At 65.3% G+C, this 20,660-nt stretch carries 24 protein-coding genes; 10 read left to right on the plus strand and 14 right to left on the minus strand.

The features are described 5' to 3' along the window. Positions 1-33: 33 nt before the first annotated feature. From V6B15_RS11120 to V6B15_RS11135, 4 genes are all read left to right on the plus strand, one after another. Complete coding sequence (locus V6B15_RS11120; protein ID WP_334201197.1) at positions 34-1,443, plus strand: SLC13 family permease; 1,410 nt, start codon at positions 34-36, stop codon at positions 1,441-1,443. A gap of 325 nt (positions 1,444-1,768) precedes the next feature. Next, positions 1,769-3,076 (plus strand): cystathionine gamma-synthase family protein, encoded by a 1,308-nt coding sequence (locus tag V6B15_RS11125; RefSeq protein WP_334201198.1) that lies wholly within the window; start codon positions 1,769-1,771, stop codon positions 3,074-3,076. A 260-nt stretch (positions 3,077-3,336) separates the two neighbouring features. Next, positions 3,337-3,957, plus strand: a complete 621-nt coding sequence (locus tag V6B15_RS11130; protein WP_334201199.1) for an ATP-grasp domain-containing protein — start codon at positions 3,337-3,339, stop codon at positions 3,955-3,957. A gap of 10 nt (positions 3,958-3,967) precedes the next feature. Then, positions 3,968-4,759 carry an SDR family NAD(P)-dependent oxidoreductase gene (locus V6B15_RS11135; protein WP_334201200.1) on the plus strand — a complete coding sequence of 264 codons (792 nt, stop codon included), beginning with the start codon at positions 3,968-3,970 and terminating at the stop codon, positions 4,757-4,759. A gap of 12 nt (positions 4,760-4,771) precedes the next feature. On the opposite strand, the gene V6B15_RS11140 is transcribed toward V6B15_RS11135, so the two are convergent. After that, positions 4,772-5,305, minus strand: coding sequence for a J domain-containing protein (locus V6B15_RS11140; protein ID WP_253519891.1), 534 nt, complete (start codon positions 5,303-5,305; stop codon positions 4,772-4,774). Between the two features lie 142 nt (positions 5,306-5,447). Between V6B15_RS11140 and V6B15_RS11145 the strand changes: the two genes are divergently transcribed. After that, positions 5,448-5,609 carry a hypothetical protein gene (locus V6B15_RS11145; RefSeq protein ID WP_334201201.1) on the plus strand — a complete coding sequence of 54 codons (162 nt, stop codon included), beginning with the start codon at positions 5,448-5,450 and terminating at the stop codon, positions 5,607-5,609. Between the two features lie 62 nt (positions 5,610-5,671). Here the strand turns inward: V6B15_RS11145 and pal are convergent, their stop codons facing one another. The 7 genes from pal to galE all read right to left on the minus strand — a co-directional run bounded on the left by pal (position 5,672) and on the right by galE (position 11,232). Continuing rightward, positions 5,672-6,178 (minus strand): peptidoglycan-associated lipoprotein Pal, encoded by a 507-nt coding sequence (gene pal / locus V6B15_RS11150; protein WP_253519897.1) that lies wholly within the window; start codon positions 6,176-6,178, stop codon positions 5,672-5,674. Positions 6,179-6,254: 76 nt separating this feature from the next. Next, positions 6,255-7,643, minus strand: coding sequence for a Tol-Pal system beta propeller repeat protein TolB (tolB, locus tag V6B15_RS11155; protein WP_253519902.1), 1,389 nt, complete (start codon positions 7,641-7,643; stop codon positions 6,255-6,257). Next, positions 7,640-8,488 (minus strand): energy transducer TonB, encoded by an 849-nt coding sequence (locus V6B15_RS11160; RefSeq protein ID WP_334201202.1) that lies wholly within the window; start codon positions 8,486-8,488, stop codon positions 7,640-7,642. Before V6B15_RS11160 ends, tolB begins: the two co-directional genes overlap by 4 nt. A gap of 9 nt (positions 8,489-8,497) precedes the next feature. Continuing rightward, complete coding sequence (locus V6B15_RS11165; RefSeq protein WP_253519908.1) at positions 8,498-8,974, minus strand: ExbD/TolR family protein; 477 nt, start codon at positions 8,972-8,974, stop codon at positions 8,498-8,500. Continuing rightward, complete coding sequence (gene tolQ / locus V6B15_RS11170) at positions 8,974-9,672, minus strand: protein TolQ (protein ID WP_253519911.1); 699 nt, start codon at positions 9,670-9,672, stop codon at positions 8,974-8,976. The genes V6B15_RS11165 and tolQ overlap by 1 nt, the downstream gene beginning before the upstream one ends. After that, a complete protein-coding gene (locus V6B15_RS11175) occupies positions 9,669-10,133 on the minus strand; it encodes an acyl-CoA thioesterase (protein WP_334201203.1) in 465 nt (154 codons plus the stop codon). Before V6B15_RS11175 ends, tolQ begins: the two co-directional genes overlap by 4 nt. A gap of 88 nt (positions 10,134-10,221) precedes the next feature. Beyond that, a complete protein-coding gene (galE, locus tag V6B15_RS11180) occupies positions 10,222-11,232 on the minus strand; it encodes a UDP-glucose 4-epimerase GalE (protein ID WP_253519917.1) in 1,011 nt (336 codons plus the stop codon). 137 nt (positions 11,233-11,369) lie between these two features. Here galE and V6B15_RS11185 point away from each other — a divergent pair, with 137 nt between their 5' ends. After that, positions 11,370-11,975 carry a DUF4136 domain-containing protein gene (locus tag V6B15_RS11185; protein WP_334201204.1) on the plus strand — a complete coding sequence of 202 codons (606 nt, stop codon included), beginning with the start codon at positions 11,370-11,372 and terminating at the stop codon, positions 11,973-11,975. Continuing rightward, positions 11,972-13,111, plus strand: coding sequence for a M14 family metallopeptidase (locus tag V6B15_RS11190; protein WP_334201205.1), 1,140 nt, complete (start codon positions 11,972-11,974; stop codon positions 13,109-13,111). The genes V6B15_RS11185 and V6B15_RS11190 overlap by 4 nt, the downstream gene beginning before the upstream one ends. A 9-nt stretch (positions 13,112-13,120) precedes the next feature. Here the strand turns inward: V6B15_RS11190 and V6B15_RS11195 are convergent, their stop codons facing one another. From V6B15_RS11195 to V6B15_RS11215, 5 genes are all read right to left on the minus strand, one after another. Next, entirely contained in the window at positions 13,121-13,294 is a 174-nt protein-coding gene (locus tag V6B15_RS11195) for a hypothetical protein (protein ID WP_253519927.1), read from the minus strand. Positions 13,295-13,365: 71 nt separating this feature from the next. Further along, a complete protein-coding gene (locus tag V6B15_RS11200; RefSeq protein WP_334201206.1) occupies positions 13,366-14,385 on the minus strand; it encodes a S66 peptidase family protein in 1,020 nt (339 codons plus the stop codon). Further along, on the minus strand, positions 14,382-14,786 hold the full coding sequence (locus V6B15_RS11205; RefSeq protein WP_334201207.1) for a cytidine deaminase: 405 nt from the start codon (positions 14,784-14,786) through the stop codon (positions 14,382-14,384). Before V6B15_RS11205 ends, V6B15_RS11200 begins: the two co-directional genes overlap by 4 nt. Before the next feature lie 10 nt (positions 14,787-14,796). After that, positions 14,797-15,525, minus strand: a complete 729-nt coding sequence (locus V6B15_RS11210; protein ID WP_320180984.1) for a glycoside hydrolase family 25 protein — start codon at positions 15,523-15,525, stop codon at positions 14,797-14,799. Between the two features lie 10 nt (positions 15,526-15,535). Continuing rightward, the gene (locus V6B15_RS11215; protein WP_320180985.1) at positions 15,536-16,039 is read right to left on the minus strand and encodes a UPF0262 family protein; all 504 of its coding nucleotides are present in this window, start codon (positions 16,037-16,039) and stop codon (positions 15,536-15,538) included. Between the two features lie 139 nt (positions 16,040-16,178). Here V6B15_RS11215 and V6B15_RS11220 point away from each other — a divergent pair, with 139 nt between their 5' ends. Next, positions 16,179-17,699, plus strand: coding sequence for a replicative DNA helicase (locus V6B15_RS11220; protein ID WP_253519943.1), 1,521 nt, complete (start codon positions 16,179-16,181; stop codon positions 17,697-17,699). A gap of 1 nt (position 17,700) precedes the next feature. Here V6B15_RS11220 and V6B15_RS11225 read toward each other — a convergent pair whose 3' ends face one another. Next, positions 17,701-18,882 (minus strand): phospholipase D-like domain-containing protein, encoded by a 1,182-nt coding sequence (locus V6B15_RS11225; RefSeq protein ID WP_334201208.1) that lies wholly within the window; start codon positions 18,880-18,882, stop codon positions 17,701-17,703. Positions 18,883-18,992: 110 nt separating this feature from the next. Between V6B15_RS11225 and rpoZ the strand changes: the two genes are divergently transcribed. Together rpoZ and V6B15_RS11235 are read left to right on the plus strand one after the other, a co-directional pair. Then, positions 18,993-19,337, plus strand: a complete 345-nt coding sequence (gene rpoZ, locus V6B15_RS11230) for a DNA-directed RNA polymerase subunit omega (RefSeq protein ID WP_253519965.1) — start codon at positions 18,993-18,995, stop codon at positions 19,335-19,337. A gap of 108 nt (positions 19,338-19,445) precedes the next feature. After that, a complete protein-coding gene (locus V6B15_RS11235; RefSeq protein WP_334201209.1) occupies positions 19,446-20,648 on the plus strand; it encodes a DUF3667 domain-containing protein in 1,203 nt (400 codons plus the stop codon). The last annotated feature ends 12 nt before the right edge of the window (positions 20,649-20,660 follow it).

The raw sequence follows: 20,660 nt of genomic DNA on the forward strand, positions 1-20,660 counted from the left end.
TTAGCAGTTCGCGCCAAGGGGGGATCGCAGCACATGGCGGCCAGACATATCGGATTGCTGGTGGGCGCTGCGGCGCTATTGGCCAGCATTTTCCTGCCCACGCCCGCGGGTATGCAGCGCGAGGCATTCATCGTCGCCGGGCTGGTGGTGCTGATGGCCGCCTGGTGGATGACCGAGGCGCTGCCGCTGACCGCGACCGCGCTGATGCCGTTCGTCGTGCTGCCCTTTGCCGGGGTGATGAGCGCCAAGGAAACCGCCAGCGCCTATTATTCCGACATCCTGTTCCTGCTGCTGGGCGGCGGCTTCATCGCGCTGGCGATCGAACGCACCGGCCTTCACCGGCGCCTTGCGCTGGGGATCCTCAGCCTGCTTGGCGGGCGCGGCGGACAGGCCGGCCTGCTGCTGGCCTTCATGATCGCCGCCGCGATCCTGTCGATGCTGATTTCGAACACCTCCACCACGCTGATCATGATGCCCATGGCCGTCGCCGTCCTGGCGGGCGGCGGGGTGCTGGCCGGGGACCGCGACGGGCTGGCGGGCGCCTTGCCCATGGGGATCGCGTTTGCGGCCAGCATCGGCGGGCTCGGCACGCTGGTCGGATCGCCGACCAATGCGATTTCGGTGGGGCTCCTGGACACGATGATCGGTACGCAGATCAGCTTTGCCGAATGGTCGTTCTACGGCCTGCCGATCGTGCTGCTCGGCGTCCCGCTGGCGGCTTTCCTCGTGGCGCGGGTCCAGCGTGTTTCGGCGCACCCCTTCGATGTCGCCGCGGCACGCGCCGCGGTGGCCAATGAACAGCCGATGGGGTCCGCGGAACGGCGGCTGATGATCGTCGTCGCGCTGACCTTTGCCGCCTGGATGACGCGGCTGGTGCTGGGACCCTACCTGCCGCAAGGATCGTGGACCGATGGCACGATCGCCATCATTGCCAGCCTGGCGCTGTTCCTGCTGCCCGATGGCACCGGACGGCCGCTGCTGGTGTGGGAAGAGGCCAACCGCGCGCCGTGGGGCGTCATCATGATGTTCGGCGGCGGGCTGGCGCTGGCGGCGGGCATGAGCGCAAGTGGGCTGGCCGACTGGCTGGGCTATGCGCTGCTCCCGCTCGAGGCCTTTCCGCTCGTATTCGTCGCGCTTGCCGTGGTCGCCATGGTGGTGCTGATCACCGAGTTTGCCAGCAATGTCGCCACCGCCACCGGGATCATCCCGGTAATCGCCGCGCTGGTGGTGGCGCTGGGCGTCGATCCGATCCTGCTTGCCATGCCCGCCGCGCTTGCGGCGAGTTGGGGGTTCATGCTGCCCGCTGGCACCGGTCCCAATGCGATCGCCTGGTCGACCGGGCACATCCGCATCGACCGCATGGTCAAGGCCGGGCTGCTGCTCGACATCGCCGGCATATTCATGATCGTCGCCGTGGTGTGGGGCATGGCAGCGCTGGTCTAGCGCGATGACGCGCGGCGCGGGCTTGCGAGAATTTCCTGCCTTGGCCCCTGCGCGCTAGAGCCCGCCGCATGCCCGGTGCATCGCATTTCCGCCCCTTTTGCCATGACTTATTGGCGGACCGCGCGTTTCTGCATCGGGCCGTGTTCCATGCGTTCCATCCTGTGGGGATCGTCGCAGTTGAAACCAACTTCGGTCCACCATATGGAATGCCCAATAGTGGCGGCCGGTGGAGAAGCGTTCCTGCGGAGGTTAGGAACGGGCGCCCCGGCCCATCCGACTTGGCTCCCGCCTTCCTGGGAGCGTTGATCAGGAAGGAGGTTCGCCGATGAGCGACCACGATATCGACCCGACCTCGCCGCGTATGGCGCCCAAGCCCGAAGTCACCAAGATCGACGGGCGCGAACTCAAGCCCAGCACGCTGATGATGGGATATGGCTATGACCCGGTGCTGTCCGAAGGCAGCCTCAAGCCGCCGATCTTCCTCACCTCGACCTTCGCCTTCCCCAGCGCCGCCGACGGCAAGCGCCATTTCGAAGGCATCACCGGCAAGCGCCCCGGCGGCGCGGACGGTCTCGTCTATTCGCGCTTCAATGCCCCCAACCAGGAAATCCTCGAAGATCGCCTCTCGGTGTGGGACGGCGCCGAAGACGCGCTCAGCTTCTCCAGCGGGATGACCGCGATCTGCGTGCTGATGCTCGCCTATGCCAGCCAGAACGACGTGATCGTCCACTCGGGGCCGCTTTATGCCGCCTCCGAGGGCTTCGTCGCCAAGGTGCTCGCCAAGTTCGGCGTGACCTATGTCGACTTCCCCGCCGGTGCCACGCGCGAGGAGATCGACGCCGTGATCGAGAAGGCGCAGGCGCAGGCCGACGAGCAGGGCGGCAAGGTCTGCATGGTCTATCTCGAAAGCCCGGGTAACCCGACCAATGCGCTGGTCGACATTGAAGCGGTCCGCACCTCGGTCGATGCGGCGCAGCTCGATTGCCCGATCGCGATCGACAACACCTTCCTCGGCCCGCTGTGGCAGCGCCCGCTCGACCAGGGCGCGGATATCGTCGTCTATTCGCTGACCAAATATGTCGGCGGCCATTCGGACCTCGTCGCGGGCAGCATTGCCGGGGCGAAGAAATGGATGGATCCGGTTCGTATGCTGCGCAACACCATGGGAGGTATCTGCGATCCGAACACCGCGTGGATGCTGATGCGCAGCCTTGAGACGGTCGAATTGCGGATGAACCGCGCGGGCGAGAACGCCGCCAAGGTCTGCGACTTCCTCGCCCAGCATCCTAAGGTCAAAGGCCTCGGCTATCTCGGCATGATCAAGGATGCGCGCCAGCAGGACATTTACGATCGCCACTGCAAGGGCGCGGGCAGTACCTTCTCGCTGCTGCTCAAGGGCGGCGAGGCCGAATGCTTCCGCTTCCTCGACAGCCTCAAGATCGCCAAGCTGGCGGTCAGCCTCGGCGGGACCGAGACGCTGGCGAGCCACCCGGCCTCGATGACGCATCTCTCGGTTGCCGAAGGCCGGCGCGCCGAGCTGGGCATCTCGGACAACCTCGTGCGTATCAGCATCGGCATCGAGGACCCCGACGATCTGATCGCCGACTTCACGCAGGCACTGGAGGCGGTCTGACCCGGATCGGCTTCCTCGCCTGTCCCGAAACGCTCCCCGGCGAGGGTCCTCGCCGGGGAGACGCGTTCGAGCACGATCTCGAGGTCGCCGCGCTGCGGCCCGCGTTCGAGGCGGCGGGACTGGAGCTGGTCGAGATCGACTGGCGCGCTTCGCTGGATGCATTCGGCGACATCGCGCTGGTCCTGCTGGGCACTGCGTGGGACTATCAGGATTATCCCGAGGCGTTCCTCGCCCGGCTCCAGGCGCTTGCCGCGAAGGGAGTGGCAGTCTGCAATCCGCCCGAGGTGGTCCGCTGGAATGCGGACAAGCGCTATCTGCGCGACCTGGCCGAACGCGGGGCAACGACCGTACCGACGCTCTGGCTTGACGATGCGGGCCCGAACGATGTGCTTGCGGCGATGGATCAATTCGCCGCCGACCGTGTCGTGGTCAAACGCCAGGTTGGCGCGGGCGGATTGGGCCAGCACAGCTTCACCCGCGACGCGCTGCCCGATCCCGGTTGGACAATGGGCCGCCCCTGCATGATCCAGCCCTTCCTGCCGAGCGTGGTCGCGGAAGGCGAGTACACATTCGTTTTCATCGACGGCGCTTTCAGCCACGGTGTGCTCAAGCGCGCGGGCGCGGACGACTATCGCATCCAGTCGCTCTATGGCGGTTACGAGCGCGATTATGCACCCGAGCCGCAGGACCGCGCGAAGGCCGAGGCCATCGTCGCCGCGCTGCCGCTCGACGACCTGCTCTATGCGCGTATCGACATGGTGCGGCTGCCAGCAGGCGAACTGGCGGTGATGGAAGCGGAACTGATCGAGCCTTATCTCTACCCCGAGCAGGGACCGGACTTGGGCCACAGGCTGGCAGCGGCTATCGTCGCCCGGCTGTAGGGAGGCGAGCATGACGGAGAGGGTATTCCTGGTAATCGGCGCGGGCGCGGGGATCGGCGGCCATGCGGCCGCGCGCTTCTCCCGCGGGGGCTACCACGCGGTGCTGGCGCGGCGTTCCGACGACGCGGGGCTGGCCAGGCTGGTCGACGCGATCGAGGAAGACGGCGGCAAGGCCACGGGCACTTTGCTCGACGCGGCGGCGGATGGCTCGATCGAGGAACTGGTCGACCGCGTCGAGCGCGAGATCGGGCCGATCCACACCGTGCTCTACAACCTCGGCGCGCAGATCGGGAACCGCACGCTTGGCGACACCCCGCATCGGACCTTCGAACTGGGCTGGCGGCTGGGCTGTTTCGGCCTGTTCCGGCTGGCGCATGCGGTGACCCCGCTGATGGTCGCGCGCGGGAGCGGCACCATCCTCGTCACGTCGGCCACCGCCGCCGTACGCGGCAATGCCGGCCAACACAGCCACGCCGCCGCGATGGGCGGACGCCGCATGCTGTGCCAGACGCTCAATGCCGAATTCGCCCCGCAGGGTGTGCATATCGCGCATGTCGTGGTCGATGGATCGGTCGATGCACCCGATACGCTCGGCAAGCTGCTCGGCGACAGGTTCGAGGCCTATAAGGCCGCGAAAGGCGAAGACGGTGTGATCGATCCGAGCGCGCTTGCCGAAACCTATTGGCACCTCGCGCACCAGCCGCGCAATTGCTGGACCCACGAAGTGGATGTCCGACCGTTTACTGATGCCCCGTGGTGGAACGACAATCCAATTCCGGCGATCGATACCAAATCGAAATAGCCGCCTTGGCGGCTAGCCCTTCCACTCGCGGCGTTCTTCGGCCGCCTTGAGCACTTCATAGGCCAGCTGCAGCTTCTGGAATTCGGCCGCGGCTTCCTTGTCGCCCGGTTTGACGTCGGGATGGACGGTCTTCGCCTTGTCGCGCCAGGCCTTCTTGATCGCGACGAATTCGGCGTCCGATTCAAGTTCGAGCACGTCGAGCGCGCGCATTTCGTCGGCGCTGCGCGATCCGTCGCCGCTCCCGCTCCAGCCATAATGCTGGGCTTCGGCATAGCCCGCATTCTCGCTGCGTTCGGCAGTGGTGCGGGCTTCCTTCTCGGCCTTGTCGAGGCCTTCGAAATAGTCCCACTTCTGATTGTATTCGGCCGCGTGCTTCTGACAGAACATCCAGCGTTCGGGACTGTTCGGGGCCTTGGGCGCGGGGCATGCCCCCGGTTCTTCGCAGCCGTGCCGATCGCACAGGCGCACGGTCGTCGCCTCACGCGACGAGCCATAGCCCCGCCAGCGCGGGAAGCCCCAGTCGTTGGAACGGCGCGGCTTAGCCATGCGCCGGGACAATCATTTTTCGGGTAAGCATGGCGTCAATCTAGGAGGATAGGCGAAAGGTGCAAGCGCTCAGGAACCAGTTTCAAATTGAAATGTTGCACTGCAAGCAATGCTTAATATTTTCGCCCTAGGAAGCCGACCGATGAAATCGACCATGAGCAAACAGCTGTGCCTGTCCGCAACCGCCGCGATCCTCGCGATGGCGGTCTTCGTGCTGATCGCCGGCCGGGGCGGGCTCCATGCGGACACTCCCGACCAGATGGCCGCCCAGGCGCCGCTGGTGAGCCTTACCGCCGCGCAATAGGCATCGCCCGCACATTGCAGGCTTGAAAGGGCTCCCGGGATCCGGGAGCCCTTTCCATTTGATCAGCTGATGGTGATCGTCGCCGCGCGGCGGTTCTGCGCCCACGCCGATTCGTTCGAACCCAGCGCAACCGGGCGTTCCTTGCCATAGCTCACCGTTCGGATACGGTTTGCCGGAATGCCGATCGAGACGAGGTAGTTCTTCGCCGCATTGGCCCGGCGTTCACCCAGCGCGAGGTTGTAGTCGCGCGTCCCGCGTTCGTCGCAGTGCCCTTCGATGGTGAAGGTCACCTGCGCATACTGGCTGAAATACTGCGCCTGGCGCTGCAGCTTTGTCTGGTCTTCGGCGTCAATATTGAAGCGGTCGGTATCGAAATAGACGACCGTATTTTCCTGCCCGACGGCATTGACGAAATGCTGCTGCGAACCGACCGACGGACCGCTCGGCGCGGGGGCCGGGGCAGGCGTTTCGGTCGGCGGCGGCGGCAGTTCCTCAGGCGCCTTCTTCTGGCAGGCTGCAAGCGCGATGGTCGATGCAAGCATCAGGCCGGTAGCAACACGGGTATTCATAGGCTGTCCCCTTTTAAACAGCGTGGTGAAATCGGTTTTGCCCCCCGAATTCGGTCCCTGTTGTAGTTCAATGCAGTTACGGCAGGATCGGTCCCCAGGCGGGGTCCGACGCATCGACCGGGGTTGGCAGGCGGCGCAGATTGTCGCCGGTCAGATCGACCTGCCACAGCGATGTCTTACCGCTGTTTCGCTCGGTGCGGAAGAACTGGATGATGCGGCCGTTGGGCGCCCATGTCGGGGCCTCGTCCTGCCAGCCATTGGTCAGCGAGCGCAGGTTGCGGCCATTGGGGCTCATCACCGAGACGTTGAAATTGCCCGCGATGTGCGTGAAGGCGATCTGGTCGCCGCGCGGGCTCCATTCTGGCGTTGCCGCGCGTCCGCCGAAGAAGGACAGGCGGCGCTGGCCGGTGCCATCGGCATTCATGATGTAGATCTGCTGGCTGCCCGACCGGTCGCTTTCGAACACGATCTGGCTGCCGTCGGGCGAATAGGACCCGCCGATGTCGATCCCCGGCGTATCGGTCAGCCGCTGGCTTTCCCCGCCCCGCGCGGCAACGCGGTAGATGTCGGTATTGCCGCCGACCGCCATCGAATAGAGGATCCAGCGTCCGTCGGGGCTCCAACGCGGCGCAAAGGTGGGATTGCTGCTTTCCGTCACCAGCGTCTGGCGCCCGGTACCGATGTCATAGACATAAATCCGCGGATTGCCGTCGACATAGCTGAGATAGACGAGCTGCTTGTAGTCGGGCGAATAGCGTGGCGTCAGCGCGGTCGAGCGGCCAGTGGTGATGAAGCGGTGGTTCGCCCCGTCGCTATCCATGATCGCCAGCCGCTTGGTGCGGTTATCCTTGGGGCCGGTTTCGGCGATATAAGCGATGCGGCTGTCGAAGAACGGGCTTTCGCCGGTCAGGCGCGCATAGATCAGGTCGGCGCATTTGTGCGCGGCGCGGCGCCAGTCGGCCGGCGGGACCACCCAGCCTTCGCGGACCAGTTCCTGCTGCAGCGCCATGTCGTAGAGATAGCAACCGACCGTCAGGCGATCGTCGCTGCGCCCGCGGACATAGCCATGGACCAGCATTTCCGCGCCCCGGTTGGACCATGTCGACCAGTTGGGGGCGGTGATCTCGCCAAAGCTCGGCTGCGGCAACGCGTCGGGGCCGGTCGGCTTGAACAGGCCGTTGTTGCGCAAATCGGCGGTGATGACGCGCGCCAGCTCCTTGCCGAGCGCCGCAGTGCCCGATGAACTCGCCGGTGTCGCGACATCGCGATCGGTGGCGAAACCGGGGATGGCGATGCCGAGATCGTCGAGATTGCCATCGAAGCTGACCGTTCCCGAAAGGCCTTCGCCCTCGTCGATGGTTTCCACCTCGCCGCCTTCGAGAACCGGCTGGCCAAGGTCCTGGTTCTGCGCTGCGAGCGGCGCTGCGATCAGGAGCGATAGGACGAACAGGGCTGATTGCTTCATCGGGACAGGTTCCAGTCGAAATCAACGGTTACGGTCTTCCACGCCTCGTAATATTCGGGCGGGAGGTCGAAAGGGGCGGCGAGTTGGACCGCCCTGATAGCATTTTCCGCATGGCGCGGCGCCTGCGCGCGATTGGCTTCGGTTTCGCCGCGCTGGCCGACCAGGCTCGGCGCCCCGGCCAGTGTCCCGTCCGGATTGAGCCGGAAACGGATCCTCGACACCAGCTTCTCGCGATCCGCGCCGTCCACCGGGCGCCAATGCGGACGCAATTGACGGGCGACGGCCTGGAACAGCGATGCTTTGGCACTGGCACCGATCTGCGATGCGGGTACGCGCGTTTCATCGGTCGTCGTGCTGCTTCCAGAACCTTCGAGGAAATTGTCGCTCAGGCGCGAACCGCCACTGCGCTGGCTGCTTTGCGGCTGGCTCTGGCTGCGCTGTGGCTGCGCTTCGCTACGCTGTGCCGGGCTCTGCGTGCGCGGCGGATCGGGGCGCCGCCGCGGGCTGGTATCGGCACGGGCATTGGGCGAGGGAACGGGAGATTGGACCTGCGGCGGTGTCGGCCGTGTAATCTGCGGCGGCGCGGGCTGGTCCTGCGCAGGCGCAGGCGCTGGATTGATGTCGAGCGTCGGCGCGGTCGAAGCGCGGCTTTCGGTGACCGGATCGGGTGCGGTGGCTTCCATCCCGACGTCCTCGGCGAGGCTTACCGTCATCCGCTGCGGCGGGTCGATCACGGGGGCGGGGAACAGGCCCTGCACGATCAGCATCGCGAACAGCGCAAGGTGCAGCACGACCGCGACCGCCAGTCCGGTCCGCTCCTCTGCGCTGATGCCTGTCCTCTCCATGGCTCGCCGCTACGATTCGTCCGATGAACGGTTGTTGACCGCCGCCGGGGCGGCGCTGTTGGTGATCAGCGAGATACGATTGAGCCCGGCGCGGTTCAATTCGCCCATCACCGCCATCACCCGGCCATAGTCGAGGGCACGGTCGGCACGCAGCGTGATATCCGGCCCGTCCCCGCCCATGCGCGGCAGGCTTTCGAGCGCCTGCGGCAGGCCGCCGAGCGGAACCTCGGTGTCATCGATATAGACATACCCCGCCTGGTCGATGCTGATGGTCACTTGCTGCTGCTCGTTGGACAATTGCGCAGCGCGGCTGTCGGGCAGGTCGATCGGCACACCCGCGGTCAGCAACGGCGCGGTGACCATGAAAATGATCAGCAGCACCAGCATGACATCGACGAAGGGCGTGACGTTGATTTCGGACATCGGCCGGCGATGCCCGCCACGCCCGCGCCGGGTCCCCCGCGCTGAGGCCAGACCCATCGCCATCAGCGCGTTTCCAGCTGGCGGCTGAAAGTCGCATTCAGCTTGTCGGCAAACCGCTGGAGGCGCGCCTCGTAGCGATCGACGCGGTGGCTGAAGCGGTTGTAGGCGATCACGGCGGGGATGGCCGCGAAGAGGCCGATGGCGGTAGCGAACAGCGCTTCGGAGATACCGGGCGCGACCACGGCGAGCGAGGAGCTTTCCTGCGCACCGATCTGGAAGAAGCTGTTCATGATCCCCCACACGGTACCGAACAGCCCCACAAAGGGCGCAACCGACCCGACAGTGGCGAGAAAGTTCAGCCGTTCGGCAATGTCATCGGCTTCCAGTGCGATCTGGCTGTCCATGGCAGTCGCAATGCGTCCGCGCAGGGCCTCGGGATCGCGGACCGGGTTCTTGGTCGAACGGCGGTATTCCGCCACCGCCGCCTGCGCGACGCGCGCGGCGGGAATGTCCTTGTTGCCGCGCTCGGACGTCAGCCGGTCGAAGCTGTCGGCTTCCCAGAACTCGCCTTCATAAGCGATCGTCCGGCTGCGCAGCTTGCGCATCCGCAGGCTGAAACTGACGATGATCATCCACACCCAGATGCTGGCCAGAAGCAGGCCCGCCATGACCAGCTGGACGACGATATCGGCGTCGAGGAACAGGCGGATCGGATCGAGCCGGGTCGGTGCCGCAGCGGCGAGGAGTGTAAGCGAGCTCATGGGTTCCCTTGATCGGCAAAACGCGCGAAGGCCGCGCGCCATTCCTCCGGCTGCCGCTTGGGCCGGCCTTCGGGTGAAACGAAGCCGACGCGCAAATGTGCCTCGGCCAGAAGTTCGCGCTCTTGACCCGCCAACCTGAACGCAAGCTGGTGCATCCGGCACGACGCCGCGCGCAGTTCGGTGCAGCGGGTTTCGATCAGCACATCGTCGTCGAGCTTGGCGGGGCGAAGGTACTTCAGATTGACCTCCGACACCGCATAGGCGCCCACTCCTGCCTCGATCGCCGAACGCTGGTCGATCTCGAGCTGGCGCAGCAGATCGCTGCGCGCGCGTTCGAACCAGCGCAGGTAATTGGCGTGATAGGTGATCCCCGAAAGATCGGTGTCTTCGTAATAGACGCGCACGGCATAGAAGTGCCGGTCGCCGTCGAGCGTGCCATCGGGGAAGGTGGGCAAGGTCATATGCAAGCGCGCCCCTTAGACGAGCCGCCATTCCCGCGGCAATGCAGAACGACGAAACGACATATTCGAGCGACCAGCCGGAAGCGGGTCACTCGCCGCGCAGATCGGACAGCTTGCGCTCCCATTGCAGCGCATGGGTGATGATCTGCGACAGATCGGCATGTTTGGGCTGCCACGGCAGCGTTTCGCGGATGCGCGAGGGGTCCGAGACTAGCTCTGCCGGATCGCCCGCGCGGCGCGCTTCGAGCCGCCGTTCGATCGTCTGGTTGGTTACGCGGTCCACCGCGTCGAGCACTTCGAGCACCGAAAACCCCCGCCCGTAGCCGCAATTCATCGTGAGCGAGCGCTCGGGCTGTTCGATCAGCGCCTCGAGCGCCAGCAGATGCGCGGCCGCAAGATCGCTGACATGGATATAGTCGCGCACGCCGGTGCCGTCGGGGGTGTCGTAATCGGTCCCGAATACCGCCACGCTGTCGCGCTTGCCGGTTGCGGCCTCGCAGGCGACCTTGATCAGATGCGTCGCGCCGGCAGTCGACTGGCCGGTGCGCGCCTGCGGGTCGGCTCCCGCGACGTTGAAATAGCGCAGCGCGCAGAAGTTGAAGCCATAGGCCGCGCTCGAATCGGCGAGCATCTGTTCGGTCATCAGCTTCGACCAGCCATAGGGGTTGATCGGCTGCCGCGGACTGTCTTCGGAAACCGGCGAGCTTGCGGGCGTGCCATAGGTCGCCGCGGTCGAGCTGAAGATGAAATGCTGCACCCCGCCCTCGACCGCCGCCTCGATCAGCGCCCGGCTCTTCACCGTGTTGTTGTCGTAATAGGAGAGCGGATCTTCGACCGATTCGGGGACGATGATCGAACCGGCGAAATGCATGATCGCCTCGATCCCCTGCTCGGCGAAAATCTGCTCGAGCAGGATGGTATCGGATATGTCGCCTTCGTAGAGCGGCACGTCTTCAGGCACCGCAAAGGCGAAGCCGGTCGACAGATTGTCGATCACCGCCACCGGCCAGCCTGCATCGCGCAGCGCAAGGACCGCATGGCTACCGATATAGCCCGCCCCGCCGGTTACCAGCACGGGCACTTTCGTCGTCTCGCTCATGGCCAGCGGACGTAGCATACCAAATGGTAACGGCAACTTTCTAGATCTGCGGCCCAACGCCCCGGTGCGGATTTGCATCGTCATGCGTTGCAGGGGCAGGCATTCAGGCCGCTACGACGTTAGAAGGATCGCCAGAGATGAACCGCTTCCCCCTCGCCCTCGGCATCGCCGCCACCCTGACACTCGCGGGCTGCACCACGCCGGTCGGCCCGGTCGAGGTGACCCGCTTCGTTGCGCCTGAGCAGGCGGCGCAATTGGGCCAGGGCAGCATCTTCGTCGAAACCGCACAGGGCACCGGCGGCGACAGCCTCGCGCTGGCCCCCTACAAGGCTGCCGTCGCCGAGGAATTGCGCCGGCTGGGGTATAGCGAAAGCGACCGCAGCGGCGCGCGCCAGATCGCGCAAGTATCGCTGTCGCAATACGTTATCGGCAGCGGCGGAAAGCGCAGCCCGGTCAGCGTGGGTGTGGGCGGATCGACCGGCAGCTATGGCTCGGGCGTCGGCGTGGGGATCGGGATCAATCTGGGCGGCGGGGCGAAGGATCGGCTCGGTACCGAGCTTGCCGTAACCATCCGCGACGAAGCCACCGGGCAGAGCATCTGGGAAGGCCGCGCCGATTTCCAGCCGCCCGAGAATTCACCCCTTGCGCGGGGCCAGGCGAACGCCCAGACGGTCGCCTCAGCGCTGTTCCGGGAGTTCCCCGGCAACAATGGCGAAACGATAGAAGTAGAGGTTACCGAGTGAACGATATCCGGATCGATTCTGCCTTCGACAGTGGCAATATCGAGGTCCTTTCGGTGGATGGTGCCAGCGCGAAGCTGGCGATCCCGAAGGACACCAATAGCGATTTCAAACAGTGGTTCCATTTCCGGGTCGCAGGCGCTGCGGGACGCGAACTGGTGCTGATGATTACCGGCCTCGAGCAGAGCGCCTACCCCGGCGGGTGGCCCGATTACGACGCCTGCGTATCCGAAGATCGCGATTACTGGGGCCGCGCTGTCTCGTCCTATGACAAGGATGCCGACGGCGGTACGCTGACGATCCGCTATACGCCCGCCAGCGATATCGCCTGGTTCGCCTATTTCGCGCCCTATTCGATGGAGCGCCATCACGATCTCATCGCCGAGGCCGCGTCGTCCGAAGGCGTCGACCATGTCCATCTGGGCACGACGCTCGACGGGCAACCGCTCGATTGCCTCGAGATGGGCGAAGGCCGCTTCAACGTGTGGCTCTATGCGCGCCAGCATCCGGGCGAAACGCAGGCCGAATGGTGGATGGAAGGCGCGCTCGAAGTGCTGACCGATCCCGCCGACAGCGTGGGCCGCGAATTGCGCAAGCGCTGCCGCCTGCATCTGGTGCCCAATTGCAACCCCGATGGCTCGAAGCGCGGCAATCTGCGCGTCAACGCCGCGGGATCGAACCTTAACCGCGAATGGGAAAACCCGACCGCGGAAAAATCACCCGAAGTCCTCGCGATCCGCAACCACATGGACAAGACCGGCGTCGATTTCGCCATGGACGTCCACGGCGACGAGGCGATCCCCGTCAGCTTCCTTGCCGGGTTCGAAGGCATCCCCAGCTGGACCGACGAACAGGGCGAACGCTACTATCGCTACGAAGCGATCCTCGACCGCCGCACCCCCGATTTCCAGACCGAGCTGGGTTACACCAAATCGGCACCGGGCCGGGCCAATCTGTCGATGAGCACCAACCAGGTCGCCGAACGCTTCGGCGCGACCGCGATGACGCTGGAAATGCCCTATAAGGACAACAAGGCCAATCCCGAGCCCGCGCAGGGCTGGAGCCCGGAACGCTGCAAGATGCTCGCACGCGACTGCCTCGCGTCACTGCTCGAACTGATCGAAACGCAGGACAGCTGAGCGCAGCCTTCAGTCGTCGAGGATCTTGCGCGACACCTCGTCCATCGTGCCGGTGACCAGCAGGGGCTGGCCGCCGACGATGCCGACGGTGGTCTGGCCGTTTTCGGCCGCGCGCAGCCATGCGATGTTGGACGCAACTACGAGGTAGTTTCCGCCACGCGAATCAAGGGCAACGAATTTCATAATGGGGGGTGTCTCCTGACCCTCCCGCCATAGCCCGAAACCGCCAGGGAAGCGATCACGATCGGCAGGCTTCAGGCAACAGCCGGTTCGAGCATCCGCAGCGTCCGCGAAGCGGCGTCCAGTTCGACGGGGACATTGACCGGCAGGCACAGCTGGTTGCGGACATGGCCGGTGTTGAAGCCCGCGATCACCGGCTTGCCCAGATCGCCCAGATGCCGGTCGAGCACATCGTCGAGCGTAAACCCCATATAGTCGGGATCGCGCACCGTGCAGCGGGTGCATTGGCCGAAGACCACGCCCGCCACGCGTTCGAATACCCCCGCCAGCCGCATTTGCTGAAGCATGCGGTCGACGCGGTAGGGCTCTTCATTGATATCCTCGAGGAACAGGATCGCGCCATCGAGGTCGGGAAGCCAGCCCGTTCCCATCAAGGTCGAGAGGATCGTCAGATTCCCGCCCAGCAACCGCCCGCGCGCGGTGCCGGGAACGAGGGTGCGTGCGGGCCGGCCGGTCGCTTCCTCGATCCTCCCGCCGCCGAGCACCGGCGTTCCCCCGGCAAAGGCGATGCGCCACAGGCTGTCCCAGCTCGCCGCGTCCCACCGGCTCGCGGCATTCGGAGCATGCAGCGTCGGGAACCCGGCACGTGCAGCGATCGCGAGATGCAGCGCGCTGGTATCGCTGTAGCCGATCAGCAGCTTGGGATTGGCGCGGATCGTGTCCCAGTCGAGCAGCGGGAGGATGCGTGCCCCGCCCCAGCCCCCGCGCACCGCGAAGATCGCGCGGACGTCGGGCGCGGCGAACATGGCCGCGATATCCGCCGCCCGGTCCGCATCATTGCCCGCGAGATAGCCTTCCTGGTCCGCAACATGCGCGCCAAGCCTGGGGACCAGCCCCATGCCGCGGATCCAGTGGATCGCGCGGTCGAGTTCGTCGGGCAGCGTCACGGCGCTCGCGGGGGCGACGAGGCCCACCGTATCGCCCTGCCGCAGGCGCGGCGGTTTGCGAGGAGGCGCTGCCGCCAGTCGGCCCGGCGTCACCGCTGCACCCGCCAGCCCGCCGAGCAGGCCCAGCGCGGTACGCCGCGCGATCATCCGAGACTCGCGGGTCCGAAAGCGTCGGGCAAAAGGTCGGACAGGCGCACCTTGCGGACGTTATCCGGCCCCACGCAGAGCACTTCGGGATCGGTCCCGCCTAGCTGTGCGAGCTCGTTGAGCACTTGCCTGCAGCGCCCGCAGGGGGTGATGGGATCGGCCCCCGGCCCGGTCACCGCCACCGATTCGAGCCCGCCGCGCACGCCATCGGCCATCGCCTTCGAGACCGCGACCGCCTCGGCGCACAGCGCGAGGCCATAGCTTGCATTCTCGATATTGGTTCCGGTCACCACGCTGCCGTCGGCAAAGCGCAGGGCGGCGCCCACCGCGAAGTTCGAATAGGGCGAGTAGGAATGGCGCGAAGCCGTGCGGGCGGCGGCGATCAGCTCTTCATCGGTCATCACACTATCCTCAGGGCCTGACCACGACCCAGCGTAACGGCTCCTGCGCCGCTTCGGTCTGGTACCAGCGATTGGCGGTCCACATCAGCCAGGGGCGCGTGGCGTATTCGGGTTCGAACCAGCTGCGCGTCAGCCACAATTGCCGGTCGAACCGGCGCGACGGGGCATAGGCCGCCTCAAAATCCTCGACCGGGGCCAGGATGGCGGGTTTGCCCGCATGCGCCTCGATCTGGTTGACCAGCGTCGTCAGTTCGCTCTGCACCGCGGCGTCCGATACCCGCGTCGGGCAATCGTCAGCGGTCGTTTCGAGCAGGATCGCCGGCGGCAGCAGCTCGGCATCCCGCGGGACCATGGTGACGAAATTGCCCGATTGTCCATCGGCCACGGCGCAGGGATCGAAGCGATGCGCCGCGCCGACCTGCAGACCGGCATTGCGCGCACGGGCGAAGTTCGGCCCGAAACCGGCGTCCTTGCGCGCGGCCCCGTCGCTCGCCTCGAGATAGACGAACTGGGCACCGAGCCCGGCCAGCGTGTCGAAATCGACCGCGCCGTCGCCCGCACTTACCAGCGCGCCCTGGTCGGGCCAAAGCTCCTCGTCCGGCCGCCAGTCGCGTCCTTCGTGCCAGGCATAGGCCGCCCCGATCAGGGCGATGAGCACCAGGAACATGGCGGTCTTGCCCGCGCGCGACAGCACCGGGGGCAGGCGAACCGTGCGCCGTTTGCGTCCGCGTTTGGCCATGCGCCCCCCCTCAGCCCTTGATATGCAGCACGCAGATCAGCGTGAACAGGCGGCGGGCGGTGGCGAAATCGGTTTCGATCTTCCCCTCGAGCCGCTCCATGAGCAATTCGGCGGCCTGATTGTGGACGCCGCGGCGGGCCATGTCGATGGTCTCGATCTCCGACGGGGTGGCCTTGCGGATGGCCTGGTAATAGCTGTCGCAGATCGCGAAATATTCGCGGATCGGGCGGCGGAAACGTGCCAGGCCAAGCAGCAATTCCTCGAGCAATTGCTGCTGTTCGTCGGCGATTTCCATCAGCAATCGCCCATCGCGCACGGCGAGCTTGAGGCGATAGGGTCCATCGGCGCCGCGTTCGGCCGCGCGCAGCGGCTTGAAGGTATTTTCCTCGATCAGGTCGAAGATCGCGATCCGCCGTTCCTGCTCGATATCGGCATTGCGCCAGATGATCGTCTCCTCGTCGAGCTCGATATGCGCGATGCGATGGTCGCCCGGGGAGGTTGCGGAATCGGTCATGGCTGGGCGCTGCTTTCGCAGAGATAGGCAGGGTGCGGCAAGGGCTTGGCGATGTGTCCCCACTATCCACAACCCGCACGAAAAATTTAGCTGCCCAAATTCCTTGTCATCCATGCACGGCGAAGCGCATCAGGGCGCGATGCCCGATACCGACCTTCTTGTCCCCGCCGACGATTCGACTTCCACGAAACCGGCGAAGGGCCCCGTGCTGCCCGCCAACCTCGAAGCCGAAGCCGCGTTCCTCGGCGCGGTGCTGATCGACAACAAGGTGATCGAGGAACTGACCACGCCGCTGATGGCGGAGCATTTCCACGAGCCGGTGCACCAGCGCATCTACGAGCGCGTCCTGCGGCTGCTCGATCGCAATTCGGTCGCCACGCCGGTCACGCTGCGGCCCTATTTCGAAGCCGACGAAGCGCTCAAGCAATTGGGCGGGGTGACCTATCTCGCGCAGCTGACCGCCGACGGGCAGGGCCTGCTCCACCCGCGCCAGCTGGCCGAACAGATCTACGACCTTGCGCTGCTGCGCGAACTGGTCAGCGTCGGGCGCAATCTCGTCGAAGGCGCGCTCGACACTTCGGACGAGGTCGAGCCGCTGCGCAAGATCGAGCAGGCCGAAGCCGATCTCTACCGCGTGGCCGAGGGTGCCAGTTCGGGCAATGAAGCGCAGACCTTCCGCAAGGCTGCCTTCGGCGCGCTGGAAGTCGTCCAGGCAGCGATGAATTCGGGCGGGCGCTTTTCGGGCAAGACCACCGGTCTCGACACGATCAACGACAAGACCAGCGGCCTGCACAATTCGGACCTCGTGATTCTCGCCGGGCGTCCGGCGATGGGCAAGACCTCGCTCGCCACCAATATCGCCTTCAATGCCGCGCGCCGGCTGATGGACGATCAGAAAGCGGGGATCGAGCCCGACAAGTCGCCCGGCGCGGGCGTCGCCTTCTTCAGCCTCGAAATGAGCGCCGACCAGCTGGCCACGCGTATCCTCGCGGAACAGGCCGAAATCTCGAGCGAGAAGCTACGTTCGGGCAAGCTTAGCCGCGAGGAATTCCAGCGCCTCAGCTTCGCGAGCCAGGAACTGACCGACCTGCCGCTGTATATCGACGATACGCCCGCGCTGACTATCGGTGCGCTGCGCACCCGCGCGCGGCGGCTCAAGCGGCGGCACAATATCGGGCTCGTCATCGTCGACTATCTACAGCTGCTGCAGGGTTCGGGGCGCGCCAGCGACAACCGTGTGAACGAGATTTCGGAGATCAGCCGGGGCCTCAAGACGCTGGCCAAGGAACTGCATGTCCCGGTGGTCGCGCTGTCGCAGCTCAGCCGTCAGGTCGAACAGCGCGAGGACAAGCGCCCGCAGCTGTCCGATTTGCGCGAATCGGGCTCGATCGAGCAGGACGCCGACATGGTGTGGTTCATCTTCCGCGCCGAATATTACCACAATGCGCTCAAGCCCGACACGCCCGACGAAACCTCCTCGGAAGAAGTGCGGATGAAATATGCCGAATGGGAAGCGCGCCATCTCGAACTGGTCAACAAGGCCACGCTGATCGTGTCCAAGCAGCGTCACGGCTCGACCGGCAACGTCCCGCTGCTGTTCCACAGCGAGTTCACCAAGTTCAGCAGTCCCGACGTGCGCCACTACGACGATTACGAATAGGTCAGATGCCCAGGTTGAGCCTGCGGGTTACCGTGTAGTCGATCACCGAAACCAGCAGCCAGCTGAGGTTCCAGCGGATGCGGTTCCACAGCGTCGCGCGCTGCTTGTGCAGGGGGACGGTGATGCGCTGCGACGCGGCGATCTGCTGGCTGACGAAGTCGCGCATCCGGTCGGCCAGCGCGGCATCTTCCACCTTCAGCATCAGTTCCAGGTTGATATAAAGGCTGCGCATGTCGAAATTCGCGCTGCCGAGATAGACGGCATCGTCGAGCACGATCAGCTTGGTGTGCAGCTTGCACGGCGCGAACTCCCAGATCTGCGCGCGTTTCGACAGCAGGTAGGAATAGAGCGAGCGGCTCGCCCCGATGGTCGCGCCATTGTCCGACTTGCCCGCCATCACCAACCGCGTCGCGCCTTTCTGCGCGATCGCGCCCATGCGGCGCAGCAACCGCTTGGGCGGGCTGAAATAGGCCATGAACATGTCGAGCCGTTCGCCGTTCAGCAGATCGTCCGACACGCAGCGCGCCCAGCTCGACAGGCCGCGCGTCGGCCCGCCGACCAGCCAGGTGACCCCCGGCTGCTGCCATTGCCAGTCGCGCACCGTCCGCGCGATTTCGCGCGCATGCTGTTCCTCGCGCTCGGTCCAGTGGCGCAGCCGGGCATACCAGTCGTTGAGGCCTTCGACCGCCGTTCCCTCGATGACGATGCCGAGATCGGCCCAGCCGTTCTGTTCTGGCGGTGCGAAATAGGCATCGGCGATGTTGAACCCGCCGAACATCGCACGCACGCCATCCGCAATCACCAGCTTTTGGTGGTTGCGAATCAGATAGCGCCGCGTCCATTTGGCGGAAAAGCGCAGGCATATGCCGTCGGCATCGGTCAGCGGGCGCAGGAAATCATCGCTCGCACCCGCACCGAACTGGTCGACGATCAGCGTTACGCGAACCCCGCGCCGCGCCGCTGCCGCGAGCGCATCGCGAAACTGCGCGCCGACACCGTCCTCGGCGAAGATGTAGAAGCACACATCGAGCCGCGTGCGCGCGCTTTCGACCAGGTCGAACAGCGCTGCGCGCCGGTCCGCCCCCGCCGGATAGAAGACCAGCCGCTGCCCCGCGGCCTCGGCCTCGAACGGCGCCGGTTCGGCATAATCCGCATTGCGGTCGGCGGCTTCGGCAGTTCCCATCGCGGAGGGCTTAGCCGCTTGTCCGCACCGCGCAAATCCTTGACTATTTCGCGCGCGGAACCTATGTGGCGCGCTTTCCCGGAATCACTTGATTTGCATCGGAGTGCCCCATGGCGCGCGTTACCGTCGAAGACTGCGTAGACAAGGTCCCCAACCGTTTCGATCTCGTCCTGCTGGCTGCCCAGCGGGCGCGCGAGATTTCGGGCGGTGCGGAGCTGACCGTCGATCGCGATCGCGACAAGAACCCGGTCGTCGCGCTGCGCGAGATCGCCGAACAGACGATCAAGCCCAAGGAACTGCACGAAGCCGCGGTTACCAATCTGCAGAAGATCCTGCCCGACGACGATGACGAGATGGATGAAGTCGGCTCGCTCAGCCAGTCGGCCGAAGCATTGCGGATCACCGCTTCCGCGCCGACGCGCTCGACCTCGATCGGCGCCGATTACGACGGCTGAGCCGTTCGCGACATCGGTGTAGTGATGAAAAGGCCGCCCAGTGGGCGGCCTTTTTGCATTGCAGCATGACGCCTGACTTCCCTATCCTGCCCAGCAACAGGAGGGATGATGAGCGATATCGTTGAAGGTCTGGGAACGGCGGTCGAAGGCGGACTGTTTGCCAAGGCCGTATCGGGCGGGGCGGGCAAACCGACGCCGCTCGAACGCGGGCATTTTGCGGAAGGGTCCTGCCTCAACTGCGGGACCGCACTGATTGGCGCCCATTGCCATGCCTGCGGCCAGCAGGCGCATCTGCACCGCACTCTGGGCGCATTCATGCACGACCTGCTCCACGGGGCGCTGCATTTCGATGGCAAGACCTGGCGCACTTTGCCGCTGCTAATAGCCAAGCCGGGCGAGTTGACCCGGCGCTATATCGACGGCGAACGCAAGCGCTTCGTCAGTCCGATGGCGCTGTTCCTGTTCTCGATCTTTCTGATGTTCGCGGTGTTTCAGATCGCCGGGATCAGCGCGCCGACCGATATGGCCGGCGATGCCGACACGCAGCTCAACGAACTGGCCAGCGAAAAGGAAACCGCGCTGCTCGAGCGCCGAGAGGTGCTGTCCGACCGCATCGACGATCCAGAAATCAGCGACACACGGCGTGACCGCGCGCGCGAATCGCTCGCCGATGTCGAACGCCAGCTCGATGCGCTGGTGATGGCGCGCAAGGAACTGCCCTTCCTTGCCGACACCACCGATCGACAGCCCGCAACCGCGGCACCCAGCGGCATCGCTACCGCCGCTGCAGCGGACACCCCGGCTACCGACGCACCAGAGGTGGTGGCTGGCGATGAAGCCAACCTGCGCGAGCTGGAAGAGTGGGAAACGGGCCTCGAGCAGATTTCGTGGGTCGAGGCGGCTGTCAAGAAGTGGCGCATGAACCCCGGGCTCATGCTCTACAAACTGCAAACGAATTTCTACAAGTTCAGCTGGTTGCTGATTCCACTCTCGATCCCGTTCGTGTGGGTCCTGTTCGCCTGGAAACGCAGGTTCAGGGCCTATGATCACGCGATCTTCGTGACCTATTCGCTCAGCTTCATGACGCTGCTCACGCTGGGCGTGGTGCTTGCCGGACTGGCTGGCGCTGCGACTGGAGCAGTGGCGATGGTGTCGGTCTTCGTGCCCCCGATCCACATCTACAAGCACCTGCGCGGTACTTACGGCCTGTCGCGGTTCTCCGCCCTTTGGCGACTGTCGGTGCTTATCGGCGCAATCGTGGTAATCCTCGGACTGTTCACTGCGCTCCTGGCGCTGCTCGGGCTCTACTGACACAGCAAAAAG

The organism is Qipengyuania sp. Mu-71, from assembly GCF_036867055.1.
In the GTDB taxonomy this organism is placed as follows: Bacteria; Pseudomonadota; Alphaproteobacteria; order Sphingomonadales; family Sphingomonadaceae; genus Qipengyuania; species Qipengyuania profunda.